The sequence below is a fragment of the Prochlorococcus sp. G4PB16 genome (assembly GCF_059772465.1).
In genome coordinates, this window is sequence record NZ_CM186289.1 from 365,166 (window position 1) to 389,885 (window position 24,720).

The following is a 24,720-nucleotide window of genomic DNA, read 5'->3' on the forward strand; positions in this document are numbered from 1 at the left end:
TGGTTTATGTTAACCCTAATAATTCTAATTAGGGTAATTCAAAAGAGATATGAGGATTGAATCGAAGCTTTGTCACCTAACTGAGAATAAGGCCGTTGTACAAGTGAATGGCTGGCTTAACGAAAAAAATATGGGTAGTGCTTTGGCTGAAGGGCCAACTGTAGAAGATGCAGAAGATAAGGCTATATATAGACTTAATAAAAGGCTAAACATAGAAATTAATGATGAGTCGAATATTAACTCAATTAATAATGAGAAAATTAAAACCCCATTGGTAGTCGAATTACCTAAAAGTGAAAAAACTAATGTCAATCAGGAACCAAGTGATTGGAGTAAAGAACTAACAGAAATAGATTTAGAAATTGCAAGATTAAAATGGTCTAGAAATGATGAAATAAGTTTTTTAGAAAACAATCTAGGTTATAATAGTCGAAACAAAATAACTAAGTATACTGATATTTTAAAGTATCTAAATCTTTTGAAGGAAATAGAGATAACATCTAAATCTAATGAATTTACAATAAATATTAACAATTTAATTGAAGAGTCTGATAGCATACTTAAGGACATATCATGGGATAATGCTCAAGGAAGGGACTATTTACAAAAGGAATTTAATGTTTCAACAAGGAAGGAACTAAATCAAGAACAATTAATATCTTTTGTTTCAAAGCTCAAGTCAATTCGAAGTCAATATCTAGCTCGTTAAGACTTTTCAATAAGACAAAAGAAATGTTATGGTAACAATAATAAATTGAGTAAAATGGAATAGTGTCATTAGAGTCTATAGCAAAGTTTCTAGAAAATCATCAGTTAACAAATGAGTTATTTGCACGATCTAATAGAAATGAAAGATTAATATTAACTGGAGCTTGCCGAACAGCAAAAGCATTAATTACAACCTCTCTTGCAAAAAAAGAATCAAAAACATTATTAGTTATTGTACCAACATTAGAAGATGCTACAAGATGGTTTCCACTTGTAAGGGATTGTGGTTGGACTAAGACATGTCTATATCCTACGAGTGAGGTGTCTCCATATGATTCTATACAGGTAACATCAGAAATCATATGGGGACAATTACAAGTTCTTAGTGATGTAATGGAATTAAAAGATGATGAGAATATTGCCATAATTGCAACCGAAAGATCATTACAACCACATTTACCTCCTTATGATTATCTTAAATCAAAATGTATAAAATTAAAAGTAGGTCAAGAAGTCAACCTACGAAAGTTATCAATGAGATTGACTGAATGTGGATATATAAATTCAAACAATATAGATCAGGAAGGATTATGGACTAGACGTGGAGACATTATTGATATTTATCCTGTAAGTAGTGAATTACCAATTAGATTGGAATTATTTGGTGATCATTTAGAAAAGATTAAAGAATTTGATCCAATAACACAAAGATCATTAGAAAAAATTGATAACATATGTATTACTCCAACAGGGTTTGATCCTCTAATTATTAAAGAGCTTATATCTATAAATGATAAGGACATTTCTTGCTTGTTTACAGATGATGAGTACTCTGAGTTAGTAAATTCAAATAAATTACCCTCTGCTAAAAAATATTTAGGAGTAGCTTTTGATAAACCATCTTCGTTATTAGATTACCTAGATAATAATACATTTATAGTAGTTGAAGAAAGGCTTCAAGGTTTATCTCATGGAAATGCTTGGCATAATATTGTAGACGAAAGTTATAAGGATTTTATTTCTAATTTAGAAGCTGAAGTATTATTAGAGAATATATATAAGCCAAATCTTCATAAAGCAATAAAAGATATTTATGAATCTATTAATGAGTTTAATGGAATAGATGTGACTGATTTAGAAGATACTTCAGGAAAAGCTAATGTGTTTAATATCTCCAGTAAAATTCATCAATGGCTTCCAAATCAATATGGAAAAATAAGTTTATCAATTAAAGACTATATAAAAGAAAAATATTCAATCTGGATAATTTCGGCACAACCTAGCCGAGCAGTTTCTCTTTTAGAAGAACATGAGTGTATCTCAAAATTCATACCTAATAATATAGATTTTAATCCTATTAAAAGTGTAATAGATGACAATATACCAGTATCAATTAAAAATAATAATGAAGGCGAAATTGAAGGATTTTTACTTCCTACATGGAAAATTGCCTTAATAACAGATAAGGAATTTTTTGGGCAACATCATATTTCTAGTGCAGGCTATGTAAGAAGAAGAAAACAATCACAAAGCAAGAGAATAGATCCCAATAAAATGAAACCTGGTGATTACGTTGTTCATAGAAATCATGGTATCGGCCTATTTCAGAAAATTCAGAAGTTAAATATTAATGATGAATCTAGAGATTATTTGGTAATAAAATACATGGATGGAAAACTTAGTGTTGCGGCTGATCAACTTGGTAGTTTGTGTCGATATAGAAATTCAAATTCAAAGACTCCAACAATTAATAAACTAGGAGGAGCCAATTGGAACAAAATAAAGGAAAAGGCAAAGAAGTCAGTTAAAAAGGTTGCTATTGATTTAATTAATTTATATGCAGAAAGAAGTAAGGAAAAAGGATTCAAATTTCCAAATGATGGACCTTGGCAAAGTGAATTAGAAGACTCATTTCCATACGCACTAACACCGGATCAAGCAAAAGCTACAAAGCAAGTTAAATCTGATATGGAAAGTGAAAAGCCTATGGATAGATTAGTTTGTGGTGATGTTGGATTTGGCAAAACAGAAGTAGCAATAAGAGCAATTTTTAAGGCTATTACTTCAGGAAAACAGATAGCATTGTTAGCTCCAACAACAGTATTATCTCAACAACACTGGAGAACAATCACAGATCGATTTGCTCCCTACCCGATAAAGGTATCATTACTGAATAGATTTAAAACTAGTAATGAAAGAAAACAAATATTGAGTGGACTTAAAGATGGGCAAATTGACGCTGTTGTTGGTACTCATCAGCTCTTGAATAAAAAATTAATATATAAGGACTTAGGTCTTCTGGTGATAGATGAAGAACAACGTTTTGGAGTTAACCAAAAGGAAAAGATAAAGGAGTTAAAAAAAAGTGTTGATGTCTTAACCCTATCTGCGACACCAATACCACGAACTCTTTATATGAGTCTTTCTGGTGTACGTGAAATGAGTCTAATAACTACTCCACCACCATTACGTAGACCAATTAAAACTCATTTGGCACCTCTTGACAATGAAATAATAAGAAGCGCAATTTCTCAAGAGATTGATAGAGGCGGTCAAATTTTTTATATTGTTCCTCGAATAGCAGGGATAGATGAGGTTGCAGAAAAATTAAAAACTATGATTCCAAATGTGAAATTATTAATAGCGCATGGGCAAATGGAAGAAGGAGCATTAGAGAATGCAATGTTGGCATTTAATGCTGGAGATGCAGATATTTTGCTATGTACAACTATTGTTGAGAGTGGCTTAGATATTCCCCGAGTAAATACTATTTTAATTGAAGATTCTCACAAATTTGGTTTATCTCAACTTTATCAATTGAGAGGCAGAGTAGGACGAAGTGGAGTACAAGCACACGCATGGTTGTTTTACCCAAGTAATGAGAAATTAAATGAGACATCAATACAACGATTAAAAGCCATAAAAGAATTTAGTAATTTGGGGAGTGGTTATCAATTAGCGATGAGGGATATGGAAATTCGAGGAGTTGGTAATATTTTAGGAATTGAACAAAGCGGGCAAATGGAAACAATAGGATTTGATTTGTATATGGAATTATTGCAGGAAACTATTGCAGAAATACAAGGGCAAGATATCCCTTCTGTAGAAGATACCCAAATTGATTTACCAGTAACTGCTTTTATCCCGGGTGATTGGATAACTGATCCAGATGAAAAGATAAATGCTTATAGATTAGCTACAGAATGTGATAACAATGATGAATTAGTTCAATTTGCTAGCAATTTGGTTGATAGATATGGAACATTACCAAAGGCCGTTGAATCATTAATAGAAGTAATGAAATTAAAGTTGATCGCCAAAAAATGTGGTTTCTCGAGAATTAAGTTGTCTAAACCAAATGTTGAGCTTGAAACCATGATGGATGAGCCAGCTTTTAAATTATTAAGAAAAGGTTTGGCTAAACATCTTCATGGAAGGTTTATTTATAAAAAAGGGAGTCGGAATTCGACAATTACTATTCGAGGTCTAGGCATATTGGATAGTGATAAACTTCTAGATCAACTAACAGATTGGCTAAAGTTAATGAATTCTGCGATAAATAGTCATTAAATAGCAAAGTAAATTCTGAGAGAAGAGACATGTCAATCTATCAATTGGTTGAGCCAAACGCTTTTAAAGGAAAAAATTGCTATAGTCTCCAAAATTTGAGTATTTTTAAATTGGGAGAAGTAATAGAAATCAGCTCTAACCAATATGGGCTAAGTATTTTTAGCGGAATGATAAGTCTTCTAGCTCTAGGAATATATACACTCATAACAGTCGACACAGGCAACGATGACGATGATTCTGATTCTGGAAGCGGGGGCTTAATGCAACCAGTTAATTAATTAATTTGATATTAATTTAGTTAGTCTTTCTCTAAAATCACCTTTAGCAATCCCTCCTTTTAGTTCACCAATAATTTCAAATTCTCCCTCAGGATTTCTAACTAATAGATAAGTAGGCCATCCCATACCTTCTTTTGTAGGATATTGTTTTAATAGAATTGGTCTATATTTTCTATAAACCGCAGTATCTTGAAGTTTTACACTTATAAATTCAATACCTAATTCATTAGCAACTTTAGAATCAAAGAAGCTCATTCTGTGACAGGTTCCACAATCTTCAGAACTAAATTTAATTAAAGAACAGGACATAATAAAATTTTATTGTTAACTAATACTAAATATACCTTTTAAAAATATCTAGTTCAGTTATTAGACTTATTATTTCTTGCAATAACTGAAAAGAAAGGATCACTTTCAGTGGAAAAAAAACCAAAAAGTTTTTCTTCATATGTTTTTTCTTTGAAGATTTTTTCAATCCTCCATCCATTTGTAGTAAGAATACTCTTTACATATTCAATTCTTTTTTCCTCTGAAGAATAAGTCCAAATATTAGGAGATTTGGTCCAGAATGCACGGTTGCTAAAGGATATTAACAATAATGAATCAGATTTAATAACCCTTGATAGTTCTTCAGAAACCTTTTCAGGAAATTGAAGATATTGCCATCCAGCAACAATTAATCCAACATCAATAGAAGAATCTTCAAGTGGCATATTTTGTTCACTATTTAAGTTTTGGACCCAATACTTATCAAGACGATTATTTGAACTTAGCTCAGCCTCATTCATTCCATGACCGATAACTTTTTTATATCTAATCTTCGATGGCAAATGGCTTACCCAACTAGTCATTAAATCTAGAATTACGTAATGCTCTTTGAGATAATCTGCGTACAAGGTGGTAAGTCTTGATCTGAATGAATTGCTGAGGTGATGAACATATCTTGGATATTGATAAAAGATTTGATCATCTGCAATATCAATTTTTACTCTATCGTAACTAGAGAGTTCCATCTTAATTAAATCACTAAACGTATAATAGATGATTTATAATTTATTGTGATGTAAAGAAATAATAGAGATAGATAGGAAACACTATAATATAGAAAAAAATTAAATTTAATAGTAATTATATATATTAATATTCGATTATTAAGATTACAATTTTCTAATTATTAATATTGTTGATATAGTATGTATATATTACGTTTAGAAAATAGGTAAATATAAAAAGCTAATTACTTAGATTGATCGTTTAAGACATTTGAATTTATGCTTTGCTCTGTAAACTCATATTTATTGTTAGTAGGAATTAAAAGCAATAATGCACTGGTGGATAGAAATATAAAAAGAGAATAGAAAAAATTATAATGTCTTTTAGGACTAACTAGACTAGATAAGATATATCTTTTATTGAAAGGTGCATCTGATTTGATATTCCAACTTAAATTAAATCTAGGGTCAAACCTTAAAAGATCTAAACATCTTGTTAGATCAGACAATTCTGAATCATCTATGCTAATTTCCAATGGCTTAACATCTTTCCTCGTACTCTTAAGGTATAGTTTATGAAAATTACCGAATGGAGATATTTTTACTACTTCATTTTCAGAAATAAAAGTTTTTCTAATTCCAGAGATATATGATCTTGAATATTGAAGAATTACTTGCATCAAGTAATCAAGATGTTCTTTCTCTCCCTCTAATAATGGTGAACCAATAATTTTTAATGACCATGAAGTTAATATTCCAATAGTATTTTCTGAATCACCATTAGAAACATCTGGAATTCCAAAAAGTTCCAATGAAGTAGAGTCTTGATCAAATCTATAAGATAAATTAATCATTTATATTTACTATGATTGATAATAAAGAGAAGCTTTTAAACGATTGATCCCTCCTTGCCCACATGATAAGGAAAGAATAACTAGTAAATGCCTGAAGTATTCATTACTTTCGTCACTTAATAAGGAAATAATAAAACTTCTCTGCAAATTCATCCTTTCGCGAATAAGTGACTTAAGGCGGCTACTAAACAAAAGCCAACGATGCCTATTCATTGTTTTTGATTCTTTAGATGAAAGTAACTGCCTAATTAGTGGGTAAAGGTTTTCTGCCATTGATGAAATAAGTTCCACAAGGGAATCAACTTGATCAGATGAAAGAGATGAAAATGTGTATGTTTTTCTTAAGGGGTTTGTACATCGCATTTTCCAAAATTGAACTCGACTAGAGAAATCATCCGATAAGCCAATGTTTTTTGCCTCTAACAAGAGTGAATCGTTAGCGTTTATTTGTAGAGTTTCAATTACTAAAATTAAAAAATCTATTTTTCTTGAAGCATCATTAGTAATAACCCAGTTTAAATTAGACTTTTTAGTTTTGATCTTGCTAGATATGATGGGGCTATTAGAGTCTCTAATCTGAGAAGTCACTAAAGAGGGTGTTTTCATATTTTTAATAATGACAGGGCATAGAACTTTAGCTAGCTTTATTGTTGGTTTTATAAAATCGCACACCATATATATTTGTTAAAAATGGAAAGCTTGAAAAAATATATATCTGAAATAAAAAATTTTCCTAATGCAGGAATAGCCTTCAAAGACTTAAATCCAATATATAAAGAGCCCAGAATATGGAATGAATTAATGATGCCTCTGCAAAAGCTAATTTCCTCAAAAAAGCTTGACTACATAGCTGGTATAGAGGCACGAGGTTTTATTGCAGCATCTGCACTTGCATTTAAACTCGATATTGGTTTTATTCCTATTAGAAAACCTTCTAAATTACCTGGGAAAGTAATTGGGGTTAATTATGAACTTGAATATGGAAAAGACAGATTAGAAGTTCAACAGGATTTAATCAGAAAAAATAGTAAAATCATTGTCATTGATGATTTACTTGCGACAGGAGGTACTGCATCAGCGGCAGGAAAATTAATAAAAGAGGTTGGTGGAAACTTAATTGGATACGCTTTCCTTATTGAACTTACCGAACTTAATGGTAGAAAAAATCTAGATAATAATCTATTAATTGAAAGTATAATAAAATACTAATTATCTTTTAGCCATACTAGAGTCAACCTTAATTGTTCAAGAGTAAGCAAACCATAACTCCACATTACTATAGGTAATGGAGAATTTTCTAAATGTGATCTCTTAATTCCTAATTCCAATGCACTCTGACTTATTGCCAATTCATCTACAATAAAATTACATAATTCTTCGGAAGGTGGATTAATTGGTCTACTAGTGTCAATCATTAAACAATTAATTTATAATCCATTAGTCATTATGCACAAAATATATTTTCTAACTATTAATGAATTTTTTAATATGTAGAAAACAAATTTTCGAGGTAAGAAAAAAATACTAATATTACTTCTAGAATACCTAACTAAAAAATCAGTTAATACAGCAATTGAAAATACATCAAATATCCTAGATAGTGAATAAACGAGGGGAATAATTCTCTTATATTTTCTTAAAAACTGAAATGAAACTAAGTTAGACAGACTATTAACGTCGCGCCAACATAAGTTCAAACCCTGACCACCTACAGGATGAAATGTGTGAGCAGCCTCCCCTAAATAAATATATTTACCAGAAAAAAATGAATAATTCATCTGAAACTTTATCGGATAAGATTTTGGTTCATCAATTAGAGTATCTGGTTCAAGACCATAGGGGAGAAGTGTAGATAAATAATCTAAAAACAATGAATTAGGCAGACTATTAATATATTGACCTTGAGTTATAGATTGACTACATATAATCTGAAATATGTCTTGGCCAAGAGGTAATACAGCAAAAGGACCTTCAGAATTTAAAATCTCATAAGCCTCATTTTCACTAGCACCTCTTATAAGTACTTTAGCGGCTATGCACGTTTGATCATAATTAAAACAAAATGATGGAGACTTAAGTTTCTTTTTAGTTAATGAATTAGATCCATCTGCTGCTATTATTAGATCATAGTTATTTGTGTTAGGGATAACTGATGTTGGGATTTTATTTACATTTTCATTGTTCAAAATAAATTCTAATATCACTCTCATCATATTATTATGTTGAGCAATCCAACCAACCGCTGAATATTTTCGTTCCTCCAATCTAAGGTCTTTAGTGAGAAATGTTATCTTTTTATTTAGTTCATAATCGATTACATTTAAAAATTGAAAAGGTACTAAGTCGTCTTTAAGATATGGCCATATTCCTATCTTTTCTAATATCTTTCTAGATGAATGAGTGATAGCATAGGTTCTATTTCTATTTACAAGTTCCTCATCTGATAATCTTTCGTAAAGATCAATTCTACAACCAGCCTTTGCTAATGATATTGCGGCTAATGATCCAGTCAAACCACAACCAATAATAGCTATATTCATAGATTTAACCATAACATTTATTTTGTAATTTGTTTAATTTAAAATTCTCATTTTAACAAATTCTTCAAATGCAGGACGAAGAAGATACGGATAAGAACCTACCCATAAATCTATCTCTGGACACCAAGCATCACTAATAGCCTGAATCCTATCAAAGCCTCTTCTATTACTAAAAACAACACAGTTAATTCTCATTCCTTTGGTAATTATATTGAACTTATTTTGTAATGGAAAGCTTATATTTCCTATAAATCCGTCCTCATCTTCTATATCTAAAACGACCCAAGTTCTTTTTTTCTCTAACACCTCTAACCTTCCATCTCTATTCGCCTGTTCCTGTTGATTTTCTACCCTATCTTCAACATAAACATTAGAAATATAACCATCAACTAATGCTGAAAAGGAGAAACTTTTAAACCTAGAATTCTTTCTACTGGCTTCAAGTATTGGACCCCATAAAATATATAAAAGGATAATCACACCTAAAATCAACCATAAAGAGTAAAATTGGCTTGTTATTTGACTTTGGCTTATCAGCAAAGTAATTACGCCTCCAATGGCCGATATCATAATTCGTTGAAAAATCTTCTGAGGATTACCCAATGCTGCATTGAATTGCTTCCCTGTTGCCACTGAAGGGATCAACTTATTTATCTCATTTTTCTTAATCGGAAATAACATTTGTATGAGTAACTATAGGATTTTCTCTAGTCCATAAACCAACTTTTTGAAGGATCTGATTTTTTTAGCAACTAAGAGCACACCGGGCATGTATGCAGAACGATCAATTGTATTATGGGCTAACTCATAAGTCTCACCATTAGAACCAAACATGACTTGCTGGTGAGCAACAAGTCCGGGTAATCGTACTGAATGAAGTCTCAAGCCGCTAGGGCGTGATCCACCTCGAGAACCTTCTATAAATTCTTCTTCGTTTACTAATGATTTGTTAAAAACTGATCGTTGCTCCTCTATCAGTTCAGCAGTTTTAATGCAGGTTCCACTAGGTGCATCAGCTTTTTTGTTGTGATGCATTTCTGTCAGTTCAGCGAACTCATAAAAACGAGCTGCTGCAGCGGCAGCTTGCTGTAGCAAAACCATACCAACTGAAAAATTTGGAATAATAGCTGAACCAAGGGAAGCCTTATCAGCAAATTTAGCAAGATCATCTAATTGATCTGTAGTTATCCCAGTAGTACCAATTACAGGATGAACTCCATAGGCAATTGAAGTACGGGTGTGTTTATAAGCAACTTTAGGATGAGTGAAATCAACTAAAACAGCACCATTATTTGAACCATCTTTAGGGACGTTTTGGCTTGCAGCACACAAAGAGCCTTCGAAATCGCTTGTAAGGAATACATCAAGTGGCTCTAAACCTAGTAAAGAGCCTATGTCTTGACCTTCTTTTTCTTTCTGATTATCAATTGCTCCAACAAGTTGATAATCTTTGGATGAATTAATTGCTTTAATAACCTCGGATCCCATTCGACCCAAAGCTCCTGCAACTAAAACTGGTATTGATTGATTAGCTGAACTCATTGAATTTCGTTTTTTACAATCATATTTGATATCCCTTGTAACACGCATTAACTAAATAACACACTAAAGGGCCACTGAACACTAGGCTTGGTCGAATTCCGATAGCAGAAAAGATGTTTACACAGGTTCGCTCAGCCAATCGCAGAGTCTCACCTGTCGAGAATCACAGCCATAAAGCAGTGATGAAGGCTGTTTACGTTGTTCTTGAGCCACAATATCAAAATGCTCTAACACAGGCTGCTAACTCATTAAATTCACAAAATGGTCCTATTGGAATTGAACTTAATGGATATTTAATTGAAGAACTCAGAGATAAAGCTAATTATGAAAGCTTTAAAAAAGATATTGAAAATGCTGATTTATTTGTAGCTTCTTTGATTTTCATTGAAGATTTGGCTCAAAAGGTTGTTGAAGCAGTCGAACCTCATAAGGAAAATCTTAAGGCTTCCGTGGTATTTCCATCAATGCCAGAAGTAATGCGATTGAACAAATTGGGTACTTTTTCTATGGCCCAGTTAGGGCAAAGCAAAAGCATCATCGGCGATTTTATGAAGAAGAGGAAAGAATCTGGAGGTGCTGGCTTTCAAGATTCAATGTTGAAACTTTTAAATACTCTCCCCTCAATTCTTAAGTACCTTCCCGTAGACAAGGCACAAGACGCTCGTAGTTTTATGCTGAGTTTTCAGTATTGGTTAGGAGGTACACCGGATAATCTTAGAAACTTTTTACTTATGCTTGGAGATAAATATGTATTTCCAGAACTAAATATTGAAGAAGAGAAAATTCAAGTGGCAGAGCCAGAAGTCTTCCCAGATTTAGGAATTTGGCATCCTTTAGCTCCAAATATGTTTGAGGATAAAAAAGAATATTTAAATTGGACAGCTTCGAGAGATGACTTATCGAATAAGGCAAAAAATGGTCCAGTAATTGGTCTTGTACTTCAAAGAAGTCATATTGTTACTGGAGACGATGCTCACTACGTTGCAGTAATTCAAGAACTGGAATATAGGGGGGCAACAGTTATACCTATATTTTGTGGTGGATTAGATTTTTCGAAGCCAGTAAATGAATTTTATTACGATCCAATCAATAGTGACCAACCAATTGTAGACGGCGTTGTCTCTCTTACAGGTTTTGCGCTTGTAGGTGGTCCTGCAAGGCAAGATCACCCAAAAGCAGTTGAGGCTTTAAAGAAACTCAATCGACCTTACATGGTTGCTCTCCCATTAGTTTTCCAAACAACTCAAGAATGGGAAGGTAGTGATCTAGGTCTTCATCCAGTTCAAGTTGCACTTCAGATTGCAATTCCTGAATTAGATGGAGCTATTGAGCCAATAGTTTTATCAGGTCGAGATGATGCCACTGGTAAAGCACATACACTCCAAGACAGAGTAGACGCAATAGCTGAAAGAGCTATTAGATGGTCATCTTTAAGAATTAAAAAACGTAATCAAAAAAAATTAGCTATTACTGTATTTAGTTTTCCACCTGATAAAGGAAATGTTGGAACGGCAGCTTACTTAGACGTCTTTGGCTCCATATATAGAGTTTTAGAAGAAATGAAGCAAAAAGGTTATGACATACAAGATTTACCTAAAAACCCAAAAGAACTTATGGAAACATTAATAAATGATCCTGAAGCTTTACAAGGTTCTCCTGAACTATCAATAGCTCATCGAATGAGCGTTAAAGAATATGAAAAATTAACTCCATATTCAGAGAGGCTTGAGGAAAACTGGGGTAAGCCACCGGGAAATTTAAATAGTGACGGACAAAATCTTCTTATATACGGAAAAGAATTCGGAAATGTCTTTGTGGGAGTACAACCAACATTTGGATATGAAGGAGATCCTATGCGATTGCTTTATTCCAGAAGTGCTAGTCCTCATCATGGATTTGCAGCTTATTACACTTATTTAGAAAAAGTTTGGAAGGCAGACGCAGTTTTACATTTTGGAACCCACGGATCGCTTGAATTCATGCCTGGTAAACAAATGGGTATGAGTGAGACTTGTTATCCTGATTCATTAATTGGAGGTTTACCAAATCTTTATTACTATGCAGCAAATAACCCTTCTGAAGCAACAATCGCCAAAAGAAGAGGATACGCATCAACAATTAGTTACTTAACTCCCCCTGCTGAAAATGCTGGACTATATAAAGGACTTAAAGAACTTGGAGAGTTAGTTGGTTCTTATCAACAATTGAGAGAAAGTGGAAGAGGAATTCAGATAGTTAACGCAATAGTTGAAACATCAAAAAAATGTAATCTTGATGAAGATGTTAAACTACCTGAAAAAGATGCCTCCGAATTAGAAATAGAGGAAAGAGATTTAGTAGTAGGAAATGTCTATAAACAATTAATGGAAATAGAAAGTAGATTATTACCTTGCGGCTTACACACTATTGGAAAACCAGCTACTGCTGAAGAGGCTATTGCAACGTTAGTAAGTATCGCATCCATAGAAAGAGAAGATGATGGAATTAGATCTTTACCAGGTTTATTAGCTGAAGCAAAAGGAAAAACTATTGAGGAAGTCTATGCAGGTAATAACAAAGGAAAATTAGAGGATGTTGAACTTAATAAATTAATTACAGAAACATCAAGAGAAGCTGTTGGTTCAATGGTTAAGTCCTTAACAGGACGAGATGGAAGAGTAAATATGAAGAAAAATATTTGGACTCTAATTGTTGAGTTTTTGAGAGGAATTGGTTTCTCAATCCCATCCCCATGGCAAGCATCGACTAAAAAATCTGGTTTTAAAAATGTAGATTCAAGTTCACTTGATAAATTGTTTGACTATTTGAGATTTTGCTTAGAACAAATATGTGCAGATAAAGAAATGGAAAGTCTTCTTAAAGCACTGGATGGTGATTATGTTATCCCTGGTCCTGGGGGAGATCCTATAAGAAACCCCGGAGTATTACCAAGTGGTAAAAATATCCATGCATTAGATCCTCAATCAATACCAACTGTAGCTGCTGTGGCTTCAGCCAAAGGTGTTGTTGACAAGCTTATTGAAAGACAAAAAGAGGAGCAAGGCACATGGCCTGAAACTATTGCTTGCGTACTTTGGGGTACGGACAACATTAAAACGTATGGTGAATCATTAGCTCAAATCCTTTGGTTTGTAGGTGTTAAACCGAAACCAGACTCAGTTGGAAGGGTAAACAAATTAGAGCTCCTTTCACTTGAGGAACTTGGAAGACCCAGAATTGATGTGGTTGTTAACTGCTCGGGTGTTTTTAGGGATCTTTTTATTAATCAAATGGCATTAATTGATCAAGCTGTAAAAATGGCTGCAGAGGCAGATGAACCACTTGATCAAAATTTCGTAAGAAAACATGCCCTAGAGCAGGCAGAAAAGGAAGGAAAAAGTATTAGAGAATCAGCTAGCAGAGTTTTCTCAAATGCAAGTGGAAGCTATAGCTCAAATGTCAATCTGGCAGTAGAAAATTCAACTTGGGAAGAAGAAAATGAATTACAAGAAATGTACCTTTCAAGAAAAACTTATGCATTCAATGCAGATAATCCAGGTGAGATGAATCAGAATAGAGATGTATTTGAATCAGTAATGAAAACTGCTGATGTTACATTTCAAAATCTTGATTCATCAGAAATATCATTAACAGATGTAAGTCATTACTTTGACTCTGATCCTACAAACCTAATTAAAAATCTTAGAGATGATGGTAAAGCACCAAGTAGTTATATAGCAGACACAACTACTGCCAATGCTCAAGTCAGATCATTAAGTGAAACTATCAGATTAGATTCTAGAACAAAATTACTTAATCCTAAATGGTATGAAGGAATGCTCAAGTCTGGATATGAGGGTGTAAGGGAGGTATCTAATAGACTTAATTACACATTAGGCTGGAGTGCAACTAGTGGACAAGTTGATAATTTTGTATATGAAGAATCAAATGAAACTTTTATAAATGATCCAGAGATGAGAAAAAGATTAATGGAATTGAATCCTCATAGTTTTAGAAGAATAGTTGGTACACTATTAGAAGTTAATGGTAGGGGCTATTGGGAAACATCTGATGAAAATATTGAACAATTAAAAGAACTTTATCAAGAGGTGGAAGATAGAATCGAGGGTGTTACGACAGAAGATTAGATATATTTAAATAATTGATCTAGTCATTATTATAGTTTGATAAATTTGTTCAATATCATGTACTCTCAAAATATCAACACCTGCAATTACACACCTAGATGCAACTGCCGCAGTCCCAAATATTCTTTTATTAGGATCAGGTTCATTAATTACGGACCCGATAAACCTTTTTCTAGAGGCTCCTATTAATACTTTTTTGTTCATAGATACAAATTCTTCTAAATGACGCAGCAAAGTTAAGTTTTGATCGACATTTTTTGCAAAACCTATTCCAGGATCAATAATAATTTGTTCATTTTTTATACCTTTAGATAATGCCAAATCAATTTGATTGGATAATTCATTTTTCACTTCTTGGACAACGTTTGAATAAATAGCTAAAGAATCCATTGTCTTACTATTTCCTCGACTATGAGTCAAAACATAAGGGCAATCTTTATCAGCTATAACATTAAACATTTCAGGATCATGTCTACCACCACTGACATCATTAATCCAATCGGCACCAACATTTAATGATTTCTCAGCGACAGTATGATGAAAGGTGTCTATAGAAATTGGAATATGGGGATGTAATAATTTTAATTCTTTTATTATGGGAACCAATCTTTTAATCTCGATTTCGGCTCCTACCTCTGATGCACCAGGTCGTGTACTCTGTGCTCCAATATCTAGAATATGTGCGCCTTGTTTAATACATAATGCTGCATGATTAATTGCAGAAGGTAAGTCAATATAAATTCCCCCATCACTAAATGAATCTTCAGTGATGTTTAATATTGCCATTAAATGGGTATCTCTTTCCAAATGTTTTGGCAAAAAATTATTATATTTCTTGGTAGTTAGCAATTCTGGCAAAATTTGTAGGATCTAAAGAGGCTCCACCAACTAATACACCATCAATATCTGACATAGACATGATCTCATCAATATTATTTGATTTAACTGATCCACCGTATTGAATAATTACGTTTTCGTAACCAGTCCATTTACGAATTAGTCCACAAATTCTATTAGCCTCATTTGCTTCACATGTTTTACCAGTTCCTATGGCCCATATTGGTTCATAAGCGACTATGAGTCTTTTTACATCAATACCTTCAAGACCCTGATCAATTTGCCTTCTAATAACCCTTTCTGCTTCACCCAGCTCTCTTTGTTCAATAGTTTCACCAACGCAAACAATTGGAATTAGTTGATGATCCTGAGCCGATTGCGCCCTCTTATTTATTTGCTCATCACTTTCACTGAAATATTTTCTTGGTTCACTATGTCCAACAATTGCACATTTAACAGAAAGCTCGTTAAGCATGAGAGGGGACACTTCGGCTGTATAGGCTCCACTATCTTCCCAATGAACATTTTGACTAGACAAAGAAAGATAGTCACTTGCATCCTTAATAAACTCAGAGAGAGGGTATAGGGCAGTAAATGGTGGTGCAATGACCACTTCCCTATCTTTTTTTGGTATATCTTTCAATAAAGGTATCAATACACGCATGTACTCAATCGCCTCAGTACAAGTCATGTTCATCTTCCAATTACCTGCGATGACCGGTTTACGCACGCTAGCTCCTCATTTTTCGCTCCTTGCCAACTTACGGCCTAGAGGATCAGAATTTGGAACAATGTATGTTTCATTTGCAAAAATAATTTGATCACCATCAATTAATTTTCTACCTCTTCTGTTTTCTACTATGCCATTGACTGATATTTTCCCTGACTTAATAATCAATTTGGCTTCTCCTCCTGTCTGAACAATCCCAATAAATTTTAAAAATTGATCTAATTTCATTTACGTGCTTTTAAATTAATCAATGATAGTTTGATGGAATGACACAAAAAAACAAAATAAATTTCATTTACCTGATAGGAAGACTCAAAGGACATTTGCCAATCTTGCTCCTGGGTGGAGTAAGCATGTTTGTATATGTAATTTGCTGGCCAATTCTCGCTTGGTTATCAGGAAGATTAATCCCTGCAATTGGGCAAGGAAATACCAAACAAGTTTTAAACGTAATTTTACAAGCACTAATTATTTTTATAATTCAAAAAACATCCCAATATCTACAAGATAGTCTACTAGCAAAACCTGCTTTAGCATTAAGCCAAGAACTCCGAACAACACTATTTAGAAAACTTCAAAAAAGTAATATTCTTTTCATCGAAAAGCTCTCATCTGGAGACATTGCTTATAGACTTACGGAGGATGTTGATCGAGTTGGGGAAGTTATTTATAAATCTATTCAAGATACAACACCATCGATATTGCAATTATTAGCTGTATTTGGTTATATGATTTTTATTGACTGGAACTTATCACTTGCAACAATCATATTAGCTCCCTTAATTGCATTATTAGTTAGTAATTTTGGAGGAAGAGTATTAAAAGCATCTGAAAAAAGTCAAAACAAAATTAGTTCTTTAGCAGGATTGCTATCAGAAGCAATTCAAGGTCTACCCATGGTTAAAGCATTTGCAGTAGAAGACTGGTTGCAAAAAGATTTTGATACAAAGGTTAAAATACATAAGGAAGCTAAGTTTAATATGCTTAAGCTAGTAGCACTTCAACATCCAATTGTTGGATTAATTGAAGTAATAGGTATTTTAAGTATCCTCGCAATTGGAACTTATAGAATACAAACTGGAGGCATGTCTAACGAAGAATTTGGTAGTTATTTCACAGCATTAATAATGTTAATTGATCCAATAAGCCATATAACTACAAACTACAACGAATTAAAGCAAGCACAAGCATCTCTCAGAAGATTAAATGAAATAACAACTAAACCACAAGAAATATCAACATCATCTAGAGGAATTATACCTAGTAAAATAAAAGGAAATATAACATTTAAGAACGTATTCTATTCATATAGTAGTGATAATAACGTAATAGATGATGTAAGTTTAGATATAGATAGTGGTAAAATTATTGCCTTAGTTGGTCCTTCAGGCGCTGGCAAAAGTACAATCTTTTCATTGATATTAAAATTCATAGAACCTAATAAAGGTTCTATATTTGTTGATGAATACAATCTAAATAAATTAAATACTAATTATTTAAGAAGATTAATAGGTATAGTTCCTCAAAAAACATTTATATTTTCAGGTACAATTGCAGAGGCCATAAGATTTGGAAGGCCGACAACTAAAAACAACATAATAAAAGCTGCCAAAATTGCAAATGCTCATGATTTTATTCAGCAATTCCCCGATGGTTATGAAACATTTATAGAAGAAAGAGGGAGCAATCTTTCGGGAGGTCAACTTCAGAGAATATCAATAGCAAGAGCATTACTAGGAGATCCAACAATATTATTATTAGATGAAGCCACCAGCGCATTGGATGCGGAAGCGGAAGAATCAGTTCAAAAGGGTCTTAAGCAAGCTATGAATAGTCGTACAGTATTGGTAATTGCTCACAGATTATCAACCATACAAAAGGCAGATAAAATAGCGGTTTTAGAGAAAGGCAAAATATGTGAAGTAGGCAACCATAATGAATTAATTAATAGAGAAGGTAGATATAAAGAGTTTTGCGATAAACAATTTATTCAGAGCATTTAAGAATGTAACCAGTGCTATATTATATTTGAATTAAATATTAAATGAATGACAAATAGTGCATCAAATGAAAGGGAAGCAATTTTAACATTTGAGGATAAAAAATATGATCTTAATAACTTGCCCAAAGAACTACAGGAAATCGTTAAAGGAATGCAAGTTGCAGATGCTCAATTGAGGATGCATGAAGACACCTTGAAAGTACTCGCAGTCGGCCGGCAACACCTTGCGATGGAGTTAAAGGCAAAACTTGAAACAATAAATCCTATAAATTAGTTACTAAAAAGTTAATAAGGAATTCTTACTTTCAATCTAGGAATATATTTTGTTATTAAACAATTAACACAACAGGCATGAGTCCTCAAAACAGTAAATATACTTATGAATATAATCATTAATTAATTTCCTTTATCGAGCAAAAAGTGGCAAAGATATGAGAGAATCTAAACAAAATATTAAGAGATGGGAACTAAAGGCTATTGGCTCAAACAGGCCAAAATTGAAAGCACTGCACAATTCATCGAATACGTAAAAACCGTGGTTCCGTGGCTTAGATCAGTTGGTGGAACAATAATTGCTAAAGATGTAAATCAAAACTCAGATTTAAACGAATGGGATGGTGGTCAATTAGGGGTAATAGTTGAATTTGAATCTAAAGCCGCTGCTCAAAAAGCATTTAACTCATCTGAATTTCAAGAATATATTAAATATAGTGGAATAGAAAATCAATTATCCCTATCAATAATTGGATAACTGAATTAATCATAAAAATGAATAAATAGGAAAGTTAATTATGATAAGGGATTCCACAACTCTTCAAAAGGGACAAAAGCTAAAAGTTGAAATCAATGAAGTAAAAGATCGACTACCAAAAACTATTCTAGAAATTATAAAACAGGAGCCAGTAGTCGAACTAGTTGGATATAAAATGGTAGATGGAAATCAATTTGGTCTAGTGGTTAAACTTACAAATGGTGAAATAAATTGGTTTTTCGAAAAGGAATTATCTGAAATAATGTAATTTATACCTAAGCAAAATTTATCTTATGTGACCAAAAGATACATATTAAGATAAAAAATGTTTAATCAATTATATTTAGATAAACAAATAGAAATGATTATGCCTTACAACCAAATCACAGTCGCAATTGGTGGACTTATGCATATTCCTGTAATAATACTTGTTCTTAGATTTATTGAAAACAGATTTAACAATAGAAATTGGACTAACGAAGAACTTAATTACAATAAAACTGGCTAATAGTTTTTCCTTAATACAAATATATAATAGAATATAGAAGCATAAGTGACAAAGTAAATAATGAAAACTATTTTAATTACTGGGCCATCTGGCTCTGGTAAGTCATATTTAACTAGCAAATTATCAAAGTTATTTTATAATTCTATAGTTATAAAAACTGATTCGTATTATAGGGATAACATATTAATCCGTTTTTTATCAATCTTTCTATATGATATTTATGATAGAATTATTAGTATCAAAAGAAAAGAAATAAATAAAGCTCTTAGATCAATAGATAATAAAAATAGATTAATAACATTATATAAATATGACTTTAAGAGAAAACATTCGTCAAAATCAAATACAAGCATTAACTATAATGGTGAAAATCAATTTTTAATATTAGAAGGAATCTTTGCTCATAGGTTAGATTTAAACTATGAAGATACTATTAACATTTTATGTGAAGAGGAAAAAGAAATTTGTTTTAAAAGAAGACTAATAAGAGATCGAATTGAAAGAGGTAGAGATACTAATGAAGTTTATAAAAAATTCAATAAGTCCTGGTATTTATTTTATGCAAATGTAAAAAAGTTTCTTAATAAGAATAAGGTATTGAAAATAAATCCAATAGACATCAATTCTTATAATAAATTTGTTTATAATTTACAAAAAAATTTATATAACTAAGAAAAATAATTAATATATTTTTCTTAGTTATTTTTTAATAATAGAATTAAAATTATCTACTTTTTAACCTCTGGAGCATTCATACCATCGTAATCAGGACCAACCATTAATCCAACAATCGCAAATAGTGCAATGGAGGCAACTCCAACTAGAACTGCCGTTGGGGCTGGAGTACTAGTAAGGCCAGCAAGTAACAAATTGCCCATAAAAGATAAATAAAGCTAGTTATAAATAGCAGAAAAAGGAAAAAATTAATTAATTAGTAACTGGTTTTGAACCAAAAAAGGTAAAATAGACATTATGATACACACACTAGAAACTATTGTTTATAAGCCAGAAAAATTCTATACATATTTATTTATTAAACGTACACACAAGATTTGCAAAATGGTTTTAAGGAATCACTACAGTTGAAACTATTTTTTTATACACAAAAAAAAGTGGGAAAACATGCAAAACATATCAACCCACTTAATTTAGAACCTAATCTAATTATTTAGATGTATTTGGATCATTAAAACCATCGTAATTAGGGCCAACCACCACAGCCATAATTCCGAATAGGGCCATAAACGCAATACCTACGATTGGTGCTGTAGGAGCTGGGGTACTTAGTAGTCCAGCGAAAGTTAAAGGAAGCATGTTCTTTAGTAAGACCCAATATAAATACCAGCCATTAGGGAATATGACCATTGATATTTTAATTTGTAACATTTAACTATATTTTAAGTAAGCTATGACTGGGTTTGCAAAGAGAATCATGAAGAAATTATCGTAAATCTACAACTAATGAATGGAGACAAATCTGCTGCTTGGGAACAGATTGATTGGTTCAAAAAAAGTGTAAAAGTGAAGGAAGATAATTTAATGGTCTATGACGTTGAAAAAATAAAAAAAGGAGAAAATCAGATAATATAAAATAATTAAAGATAATTTAAAGTATTGAAGTGATTTCTAAATTACGTCCAATTACACCCGTCGATGAGTTTGAAGAAGCATGTATAAAAGCCAAGTTAAATAAGAAAGAGCAAAAGATAATTGATCACATTAGATATGTTGGTGTATTTACTCAACCTTCACTTACCAAAGATCTGAAATTAGATTCGAAGCCACCAATATTATCTGTTCTATGTGAAATCTGCAGAAAGATAGGTAACTTTATGCCAGAACATTTTAGTAATGTCAGAAACTGGTCTAAGGAAATTAATGAGCACAATGTAAAGTGGGATGGAGATCTAGTCTGTTCGTTAGCATGGAATAAAGACGGCGAACGATTATCACCAGAAAACGGAACATGTTTATACCATACGTTTGCTGTCCACAAAGAATTATTCCAAGGACTAGATTGATTGATCAATTGATATAAATGGTTATCCCTGACTAAGATATTCAAACAATACATTATTAAAACCCAACTCCTCGGCCGAATATTCAAGCATCAAATTGTCAGATTCTATCTGAGAGCGAAATGATCTAATTTCTTCGCTTTCATCTCCAGATGGAGGAATACCATCAACGACATCAAAAATAATGTTTTGTCGATCAATTTTTGCAAGAACTTCATTTGCCATAATGACTAAACTTAGTACTAATAAATAGATAGCCAAGATTTGGAATCTATAAAAGTAAATAAAACATTCCTTTACGAAACCAATCAGATGACTTTATATCTATTTGAGGAGAAATCACTTGCCTATCCAGCCCAATATTTGTCACTTTCCAAAAAGCGACGCAACTTTACATAAATTCACTTATGCTTTACATTCCTTATTAATAGGTTTTTAGTTGTGCTTGAAAAAGGGGAAATTGTTGAGTTAGGAGAAAGCAAGAAACCTGTCATAGCAGTCACTATGGCAACAAGCAGGCAAGGAATTGGAGTAATCAAAGAACTAAGTAAAACCAATAAGTATCAAATACGTGCAATCACCAGAGATCTCAAAAGCTCAAAAGCATTAGAACTTGGAAGCTTCAACAACGTTGAACTAGTTAATGGTGATTTATTGGACCCTGAAAGCCTTAATAAAGCCTTTGACGGAGTAGACGTGATCTTTGGAAATACAACTCCTACAAAAGGCTGGAAATTATTTAGAGGAAGTATTGTTAGGTCTTATGAAATGCAGCAAGGTTTTAACCTGATAAATCAAGTTAAAATTGCATACGAAAAAGGTAAGCTAAATCATTTTATCTTCAGCTCAATAAGTAAAGGAAAAGATCCACTAAAAAATCATTTGGCTCCAGGACATTTTACGAGTAAATGGGATATAGAAGAATATATCCAAAAATTGGAACTAAAAAATATTACTACGATATTAAGACCAGTAAGCTACTTTGAAAACTTTGAAAATAAATTACCTGGATATACTATTTCTAAGGAAATTTTTCCTGGAATAGTCGGAGGGGATTTTAAATGGCAAACAATCGCAGTTGAGGATATAGGTAAATGGGTAAGAGGAGTTTTATCGAAGCCAGAGAAATACAAAAATCAATCTATCAATATTGCAGGTGAAGAGCTAACAGGCAAAGAAATGGCGATGACGCTTCAAACAATAGTTGCTTCAGAAGGAATTCAAACTAATTATATGATGATTCCGAGAGTCGCAATAAAGCTTTTGGAATATGACATTGGCGTGATGGCAGATTGGATTGAAAAATCAGGGTATGGAGCGGATATGGATAAATTAAAAAAAATCCAGAACGAGTTAAATATTGTTCCCACATCTCTTAAAGACTGGCTGATAGCAAAAATTGAAAATCAGAATAAGTCAAGAAATTCATGGTCAACGCATTGGAAATCATCTCAATGGAAACTACAATGGGATAAATAATTGGGTTGATACAACCGATAATATAAATTTATAGTCCATTGACTTCTATTGAACTTGCAATAGATCTAAGTAGCTCTGCAATTTCATTATCATCACAAGATGTGTCCTCTTTAAGCTCTATGCATAAATCTCTAATAGAAACGTTAGTTGACCACCAAATTCCTGAAGTTTCAGTATCATCAAATTGAAAATTTACCACTATATTGCATCCGTTAAAACTATGATAGCTTCTGGGGATCAGTAGAGGAATTATCTAAAGCTTTCAATTCTTCAGGTAAATCCATATCTAAACCTTCTAATAAATTCTTTAAAAGAATTTTATTGTTAATTTCGTTTTTACCAGTTCTAAAATTCAGAAACAAAAAAAATAGAGATGAAATTATAATTAATATAAAAAAGGGATATAAATAGGTACTGTTGATCATTCAAAAAAATATTAACAATTTTATATTCATACTAAATCGGTAAAAAATCAACAAAAGTTAAAAAAATAATAATAATAAAATGGTTGATCAAACACAATCAGGCATTAAAACGACGTCTCTAATAAGTATTTATAACTAGCTAGATGGTTAAGGATTGTTGGTATTCAGCATGTAAGAATCTAATACAAAAGAAATGATTAATAGACAAGCAAGAAGAAAGAACATAGAATTTGTTAATATATAAGAAAATAGTTTATTATTTACAAAATTAAAATTAGTAAATAAGATATTATTATAATTGGCATTATTTACGTTTTATGTTAACTAACATAAGTTATATAATTTTAATCTCAGTAATATTAATTTTTGGTGGCTGGGCGTTTAAAGCATTGATATCGCTAGCTCAAGGGCAACCTGTAGAAATAAATCTCAAAAACCCTCTTAATCTGAAGGCAAGATGGCCTAAAAAAACAGAAAAGAACTAAAAAATATCTAGGAACTAAAACATAAAGTTTCCATAGCTATATAAAGGCTTTCGTTAAATTATCATTAATACAAAATTAACAAATTTTTACAGCTAATAGAAATGCTTAATTCTTTAGATCCTTTCCAGCAACTTTTATTGGGCGTATCTAGCGTTGGTATACTAATGATAGTTTTAGTGATTTTTCTTACAGCAAGTCCTAACTTTGAAAACACAGATAGATTAAAAAAGATCTTAGACCTTTTTGAAAAAAAAAACTAAACTCTTTTCATGAAAAATAGAGTACTATCAGTTAAATAAAAATTTATCAATCTCTAATATTTTCGAAGTATAACTTAATCTGATTAATCTCTAATTCTTAAGTAATGTTGTTTGTAAACAACCATTTTACAGATGCTCAAAGAATTTTTTGACAATAACAAATACTTGGTTTTCGCAGGATTAAGTACTTTATCTCTCATATTCAGTTCAGTATCAATAATTTCAGTATCAAAATCTATGAAGCTTATATCAAAAGATTTGGAGCCGATTTCAGCATGGGCAGACTCACAAAATGAATGCATAACGAAAACATTTCGTATCGATGGGAAGAATACTCAAGGAATCCCCTCAAAGGTATGGAGCTGTAACGGTGGAGGTCAATAGTCGTTACACTTTTGGAAAAGCCTAGTAATCTCCCCATCTCTTTCCAATTTCAAATCCCCATTGCTTTGCAAGTTCCACTACTTCATCATGTGTCCTACAACTAATAATTGATTGATATTTTTCAGGCGATTTATTAATTATCTCAACCAATTTATTTAATTGATCAATTTTATGGAGGAATCTTTCAAAATCTTGTTTTGACATTTATTATAAAAAATTGATTATAAATA

32 protein-coding genes are annotated in these 24,720 nt (G+C 32.1%); 15 read left to right on the forward strand and 17 right to left on the reverse strand.

Going from position 1 to position 24,720, the window contains the following annotated elements:
• Positions 1 to 49: 49 nt before the first annotated feature.
• The 3 genes from AC6EIZ_RS01945 to AC6EIZ_RS01955 all read left to right on the forward strand — a co-directional run bounded on the left by AC6EIZ_RS01945 (position 50) and on the right by AC6EIZ_RS01955 (position 4,556).
• Positions 50 to 709, forward strand: coding sequence for a hypothetical protein (locus AC6EIZ_RS01945; protein WP_498511921.1), 660 nt, complete (start codon positions 50 to 52; stop codon positions 707 to 709).
• A 62-nt stretch (positions 710 to 771) separates the two neighbouring features.
• Positions 772 to 4,278 carry a transcription-repair coupling factor gene (gene mfd, locus AC6EIZ_RS01950; RefSeq protein WP_498511922.1) on the forward strand — a complete coding sequence of 1,169 codons (3,507 nt, stop codon included), beginning with the start codon at positions 772 to 774 and terminating at the stop codon, positions 4,276 to 4,278.
• Between the two features lie 29 nt (positions 4,279 to 4,307).
• Positions 4,308 to 4,556, forward strand: a complete 249-nt coding sequence (locus tag AC6EIZ_RS01955) for a hypothetical protein (RefSeq protein WP_498511923.1) — start codon at positions 4,308 to 4,310, stop codon at positions 4,554 to 4,556.
• Here AC6EIZ_RS01955 and AC6EIZ_RS01960 read toward each other — a convergent pair whose 3' ends face one another.
• From AC6EIZ_RS01960 to AC6EIZ_RS01975, 4 genes are all read right to left on the reverse strand, one after another.
• Positions 4,557 to 4,865, reverse strand: coding sequence for a TlpA family protein disulfide reductase (locus AC6EIZ_RS01960; RefSeq protein WP_498511925.1), 309 nt, complete (start codon positions 4,863 to 4,865; stop codon positions 4,557 to 4,559).
• Between the two features lie 53 nt (positions 4,866 to 4,918).
• A complete protein-coding gene (locus tag AC6EIZ_RS01965; RefSeq protein WP_498511927.1) occupies positions 4,919 to 5,569 on the reverse strand; it encodes a methyltransferase domain-containing protein in 651 nt (216 codons plus the stop codon).
• A 224-nt stretch (positions 5,570 to 5,793) separates the two neighbouring features.
• Positions 5,794 to 6,402 (reverse strand): DUF4335 domain-containing protein, encoded by a 609-nt coding sequence (locus AC6EIZ_RS01970; RefSeq protein ID WP_498511929.1) that lies wholly within the window; start codon positions 6,400 to 6,402, stop codon positions 5,794 to 5,796.
• 9 nt (positions 6,403 to 6,411) lie between these two features.
• Complete coding sequence (locus tag AC6EIZ_RS01975) at positions 6,412 to 7,008, reverse strand: DUF3038 domain-containing protein (RefSeq protein WP_498511930.1); 597 nt, start codon at positions 7,006 to 7,008, stop codon at positions 6,412 to 6,414.
• Positions 7,009 to 7,092: 84 nt separating this feature from the next.
• Between AC6EIZ_RS01975 and AC6EIZ_RS01980 the strand changes: the two genes are divergently transcribed.
• Positions 7,093 to 7,611 (forward strand): adenine phosphoribosyltransferase, encoded by a 519-nt coding sequence (locus tag AC6EIZ_RS01980; protein ID WP_498511932.1) that lies wholly within the window; start codon positions 7,093 to 7,095, stop codon positions 7,609 to 7,611.
• Here AC6EIZ_RS01980 and AC6EIZ_RS01985 read toward each other — a convergent pair.
• The 4 genes from AC6EIZ_RS01985 to dapB are packed head-to-tail and all read right to left on the reverse strand — an operon-like array spanning position 7,608 to position 10,484.
• The gene (locus AC6EIZ_RS01985) at positions 7,608 to 7,817 is read right to left on the reverse strand and encodes a DUF2949 domain-containing protein (protein WP_498511933.1); all 210 of its coding nucleotides are present in this window, start codon (positions 7,815 to 7,817) and stop codon (positions 7,608 to 7,610) included. The genes AC6EIZ_RS01980 and AC6EIZ_RS01985 overlap by 4 nt on opposite strands.
• 12 nt (positions 7,818 to 7,829) lie before the next feature.
• Positions 7,830 to 8,942: an FAD-dependent monooxygenase gene (locus AC6EIZ_RS01990; RefSeq protein WP_498511935.1), complete on the reverse strand. Its 1,113-nt coding sequence runs from the start codon at positions 8,940 to 8,942 to the stop codon at positions 7,830 to 7,832.
• A gap of 33 nt (positions 8,943 to 8,975) precedes the next feature.
• Positions 8,976 to 9,623 (reverse strand): DUF8619 family protein, encoded by a 648-nt coding sequence (locus AC6EIZ_RS01995; protein WP_498511936.1) that lies wholly within the window; start codon positions 9,621 to 9,623, stop codon positions 8,976 to 8,978.
• Between the two features lie 12 nt (positions 9,624 to 9,635).
• Positions 9,636 to 10,484: a 4-hydroxy-tetrahydrodipicolinate reductase gene (gene dapB, locus AC6EIZ_RS02000; protein ID WP_498511938.1), complete on the reverse strand. Its 849-nt coding sequence runs from the start codon at positions 10,482 to 10,484 to the stop codon at positions 9,636 to 9,638.
• Positions 10,485 to 10,597: 113 nt separating this feature from the next.
• Here dapB and AC6EIZ_RS02005 point away from each other — a divergent pair, with 113 nt between their 5' ends.
• Positions 10,598 to 14,611: a magnesium chelatase subunit H gene (locus AC6EIZ_RS02005; protein WP_498511940.1), complete on the forward strand. Its 4,014-nt coding sequence runs from the start codon at positions 10,598 to 10,600 to the stop codon at positions 14,609 to 14,611.
• A 6-nt stretch (positions 14,612 to 14,617) separates the two neighbouring features.
• On the opposite strand, the gene folP is transcribed toward AC6EIZ_RS02005, so the two are convergent.
• From folP to AC6EIZ_RS02020, 3 genes are read right to left on the reverse strand one after another with little or no spacing between them, the layout of a single operon-like run.
• Positions 14,618 to 15,397 carry a dihydropteroate synthase gene (gene folP / locus AC6EIZ_RS02010; RefSeq protein WP_498513157.1) on the reverse strand — a complete coding sequence of 260 codons (780 nt, stop codon included), beginning with the start codon at positions 15,395 to 15,397 and terminating at the stop codon, positions 14,618 to 14,620.
• Positions 15,398 to 15,437: 40 nt separating this feature from the next.
• Positions 15,438 to 16,178 (reverse strand): triose-phosphate isomerase, encoded by a 741-nt coding sequence (tpiA, locus tag AC6EIZ_RS02015; protein ID WP_498511942.1) that lies wholly within the window; start codon positions 16,176 to 16,178, stop codon positions 15,438 to 15,440.
• Between the two features lie 9 nt (positions 16,179 to 16,187).
• The gene (locus AC6EIZ_RS02020) at positions 16,188 to 16,406 is read right to left on the reverse strand and encodes an RNA-binding S4 domain-containing protein (protein WP_498511944.1); all 219 of its coding nucleotides are present in this window, start codon (positions 16,404 to 16,406) and stop codon (positions 16,188 to 16,190) included.
• Positions 16,407 to 16,444: 38 nt separating this feature from the next.
• Here AC6EIZ_RS02020 and AC6EIZ_RS02025 point away from each other — a divergent pair, with 38 nt between their 5' ends.
• The 6 genes from AC6EIZ_RS02025 (at position 16,445) to AC6EIZ_RS02050 (ending at position 20,111) form a co-directional block, all read left to right on the forward strand.
• Entirely contained in the window at positions 16,445 to 18,181 is a 1,737-nt protein-coding gene (locus AC6EIZ_RS02025) for an ABC transporter ATP-binding protein (protein WP_498511946.1), read from the forward strand.
• A gap of 45 nt (positions 18,182 to 18,226) precedes the next feature.
• Positions 18,227 to 18,454, forward strand: a complete 228-nt coding sequence (locus AC6EIZ_RS02030; protein ID WP_498511948.1) for a DUF6447 family protein — start codon at positions 18,227 to 18,229, stop codon at positions 18,452 to 18,454.
• Positions 18,455 to 18,640: 186 nt separating this feature from the next.
• The gene (locus AC6EIZ_RS02035) at positions 18,641 to 18,931 is read left to right on the forward strand and encodes a DUF1330 domain-containing protein (RefSeq protein WP_269605681.1); all 291 of its coding nucleotides are present in this window, start codon (positions 18,641 to 18,643) and stop codon (positions 18,929 to 18,931) included.
• A 40-nt stretch (positions 18,932 to 18,971) separates the two neighbouring features.
• Positions 18,972 to 19,199, forward strand: a complete 228-nt coding sequence (locus AC6EIZ_RS02040) for a DUF2862 domain-containing protein (protein ID WP_498511950.1) — start codon at positions 18,972 to 18,974, stop codon at positions 19,197 to 19,199.
• Positions 19,200 to 19,256: 57 nt separating this feature from the next.
• Positions 19,257 to 19,439, forward strand: coding sequence for a hypothetical protein (locus AC6EIZ_RS02045; protein WP_498511952.1), 183 nt, complete (start codon positions 19,257 to 19,259; stop codon positions 19,437 to 19,439).
• Positions 19,440 to 19,499: 60 nt separating this feature from the next.
• Positions 19,500 to 20,111: a uridine kinase family protein gene (locus tag AC6EIZ_RS02050; protein ID WP_498511954.1), complete on the forward strand. Its 612-nt coding sequence runs from the start codon at positions 19,500 to 19,502 to the stop codon at positions 20,109 to 20,111.
• Between the two features lie 56 nt (positions 20,112 to 20,167).
• On the opposite strand, the gene AC6EIZ_RS02055 is transcribed toward AC6EIZ_RS02050, so the two are convergent.
• Together AC6EIZ_RS02055 and AC6EIZ_RS02060 are read right to left on the reverse strand one after the other, a co-directional pair.
• On the reverse strand, positions 20,168 to 20,317 hold the full coding sequence (locus AC6EIZ_RS02055; RefSeq protein ID WP_498511956.1) for a hypothetical protein: 150 nt from the start codon (positions 20,315 to 20,317) through the stop codon (positions 20,168 to 20,170).
• Positions 20,318 to 20,603: 286 nt separating this feature from the next.
• A complete protein-coding gene (locus AC6EIZ_RS02060; RefSeq protein WP_011295183.1) occupies positions 20,604 to 20,825 on the reverse strand; it encodes a hypothetical protein in 222 nt (73 codons plus the stop codon).
• Between the two features lie 75 nt (positions 20,826 to 20,900).
• Between AC6EIZ_RS02060 and AC6EIZ_RS02065 the strand changes: the two genes are divergently transcribed.
• Both AC6EIZ_RS02065 and AC6EIZ_RS02070 read left to right on the forward strand, forming a co-directional pair.
• Positions 20,901 to 21,029: a hypothetical protein gene (locus AC6EIZ_RS02065; RefSeq protein WP_498511957.1), complete on the forward strand. Its 129-nt coding sequence runs from the start codon at positions 20,901 to 20,903 to the stop codon at positions 21,027 to 21,029.
• Between the two features lie 29 nt (positions 21,030 to 21,058).
• Positions 21,059 to 21,460 carry a hypothetical protein gene (locus AC6EIZ_RS02070; RefSeq protein WP_498511959.1) on the forward strand — a complete coding sequence of 134 codons (402 nt, stop codon included), beginning with the start codon at positions 21,059 to 21,061 and terminating at the stop codon, positions 21,458 to 21,460.
• Between the two features lie 21 nt (positions 21,461 to 21,481).
• Here the strand turns inward: AC6EIZ_RS02070 and AC6EIZ_RS02075 are convergent, their stop codons facing one another.
• Positions 21,482 to 21,682, reverse strand: a complete 201-nt coding sequence (locus AC6EIZ_RS02075; protein WP_498511961.1) for a hypothetical protein — start codon at positions 21,680 to 21,682, stop codon at positions 21,482 to 21,484.
• A gap of 216 nt (positions 21,683 to 21,898) precedes the next feature.
• Here AC6EIZ_RS02075 and AC6EIZ_RS02080 point away from each other — a divergent pair, with 216 nt between their 5' ends.
• Complete coding sequence (locus AC6EIZ_RS02080) at positions 21,899 to 22,936, forward strand: NmrA/HSCARG family protein (RefSeq protein WP_498511963.1); 1,038 nt, start codon at positions 21,899 to 21,901, stop codon at positions 22,934 to 22,936.
• Positions 22,937 to 22,964: 28 nt separating this feature from the next.
• On the opposite strand, the gene AC6EIZ_RS02085 is transcribed toward AC6EIZ_RS02080, so the two are convergent.
• Both AC6EIZ_RS02085 and AC6EIZ_RS02090 read right to left on the reverse strand, forming a co-directional pair.
• Positions 22,965 to 23,135: a hypothetical protein gene (locus AC6EIZ_RS02085; RefSeq protein ID WP_498511965.1), complete on the reverse strand. Its 171-nt coding sequence runs from the start codon at positions 23,133 to 23,135 to the stop codon at positions 22,965 to 22,967.
• A 19-nt stretch (positions 23,136 to 23,154) separates the two neighbouring features.
• Positions 23,155 to 23,298 carry a hypothetical protein gene (locus tag AC6EIZ_RS02090; protein ID WP_498511966.1) on the reverse strand — a complete coding sequence of 48 codons (144 nt, stop codon included), beginning with the start codon at positions 23,296 to 23,298 and terminating at the stop codon, positions 23,155 to 23,157.
• A gap of 940 nt (positions 23,299 to 24,238) precedes the next feature.
• Between AC6EIZ_RS02090 and AC6EIZ_RS02095 the strand changes: the two genes are divergently transcribed.
• Positions 24,239 to 24,490, forward strand: a complete 252-nt coding sequence (locus tag AC6EIZ_RS02095) for a hypothetical protein (RefSeq protein ID WP_498511968.1) — start codon at positions 24,239 to 24,241, stop codon at positions 24,488 to 24,490.
• Positions 24,491 to 24,511: 21 nt separating this feature from the next.
• Here the strand turns inward: AC6EIZ_RS02095 and AC6EIZ_RS02100 are convergent, their stop codons facing one another.
• Positions 24,512 to 24,694, reverse strand: a complete 183-nt coding sequence (locus AC6EIZ_RS02100; protein ID WP_498511970.1) for a Nif11 family protein — start codon at positions 24,692 to 24,694, stop codon at positions 24,512 to 24,514.
• Positions 24,695 to 24,720: the final 26 nt, after the last annotated feature.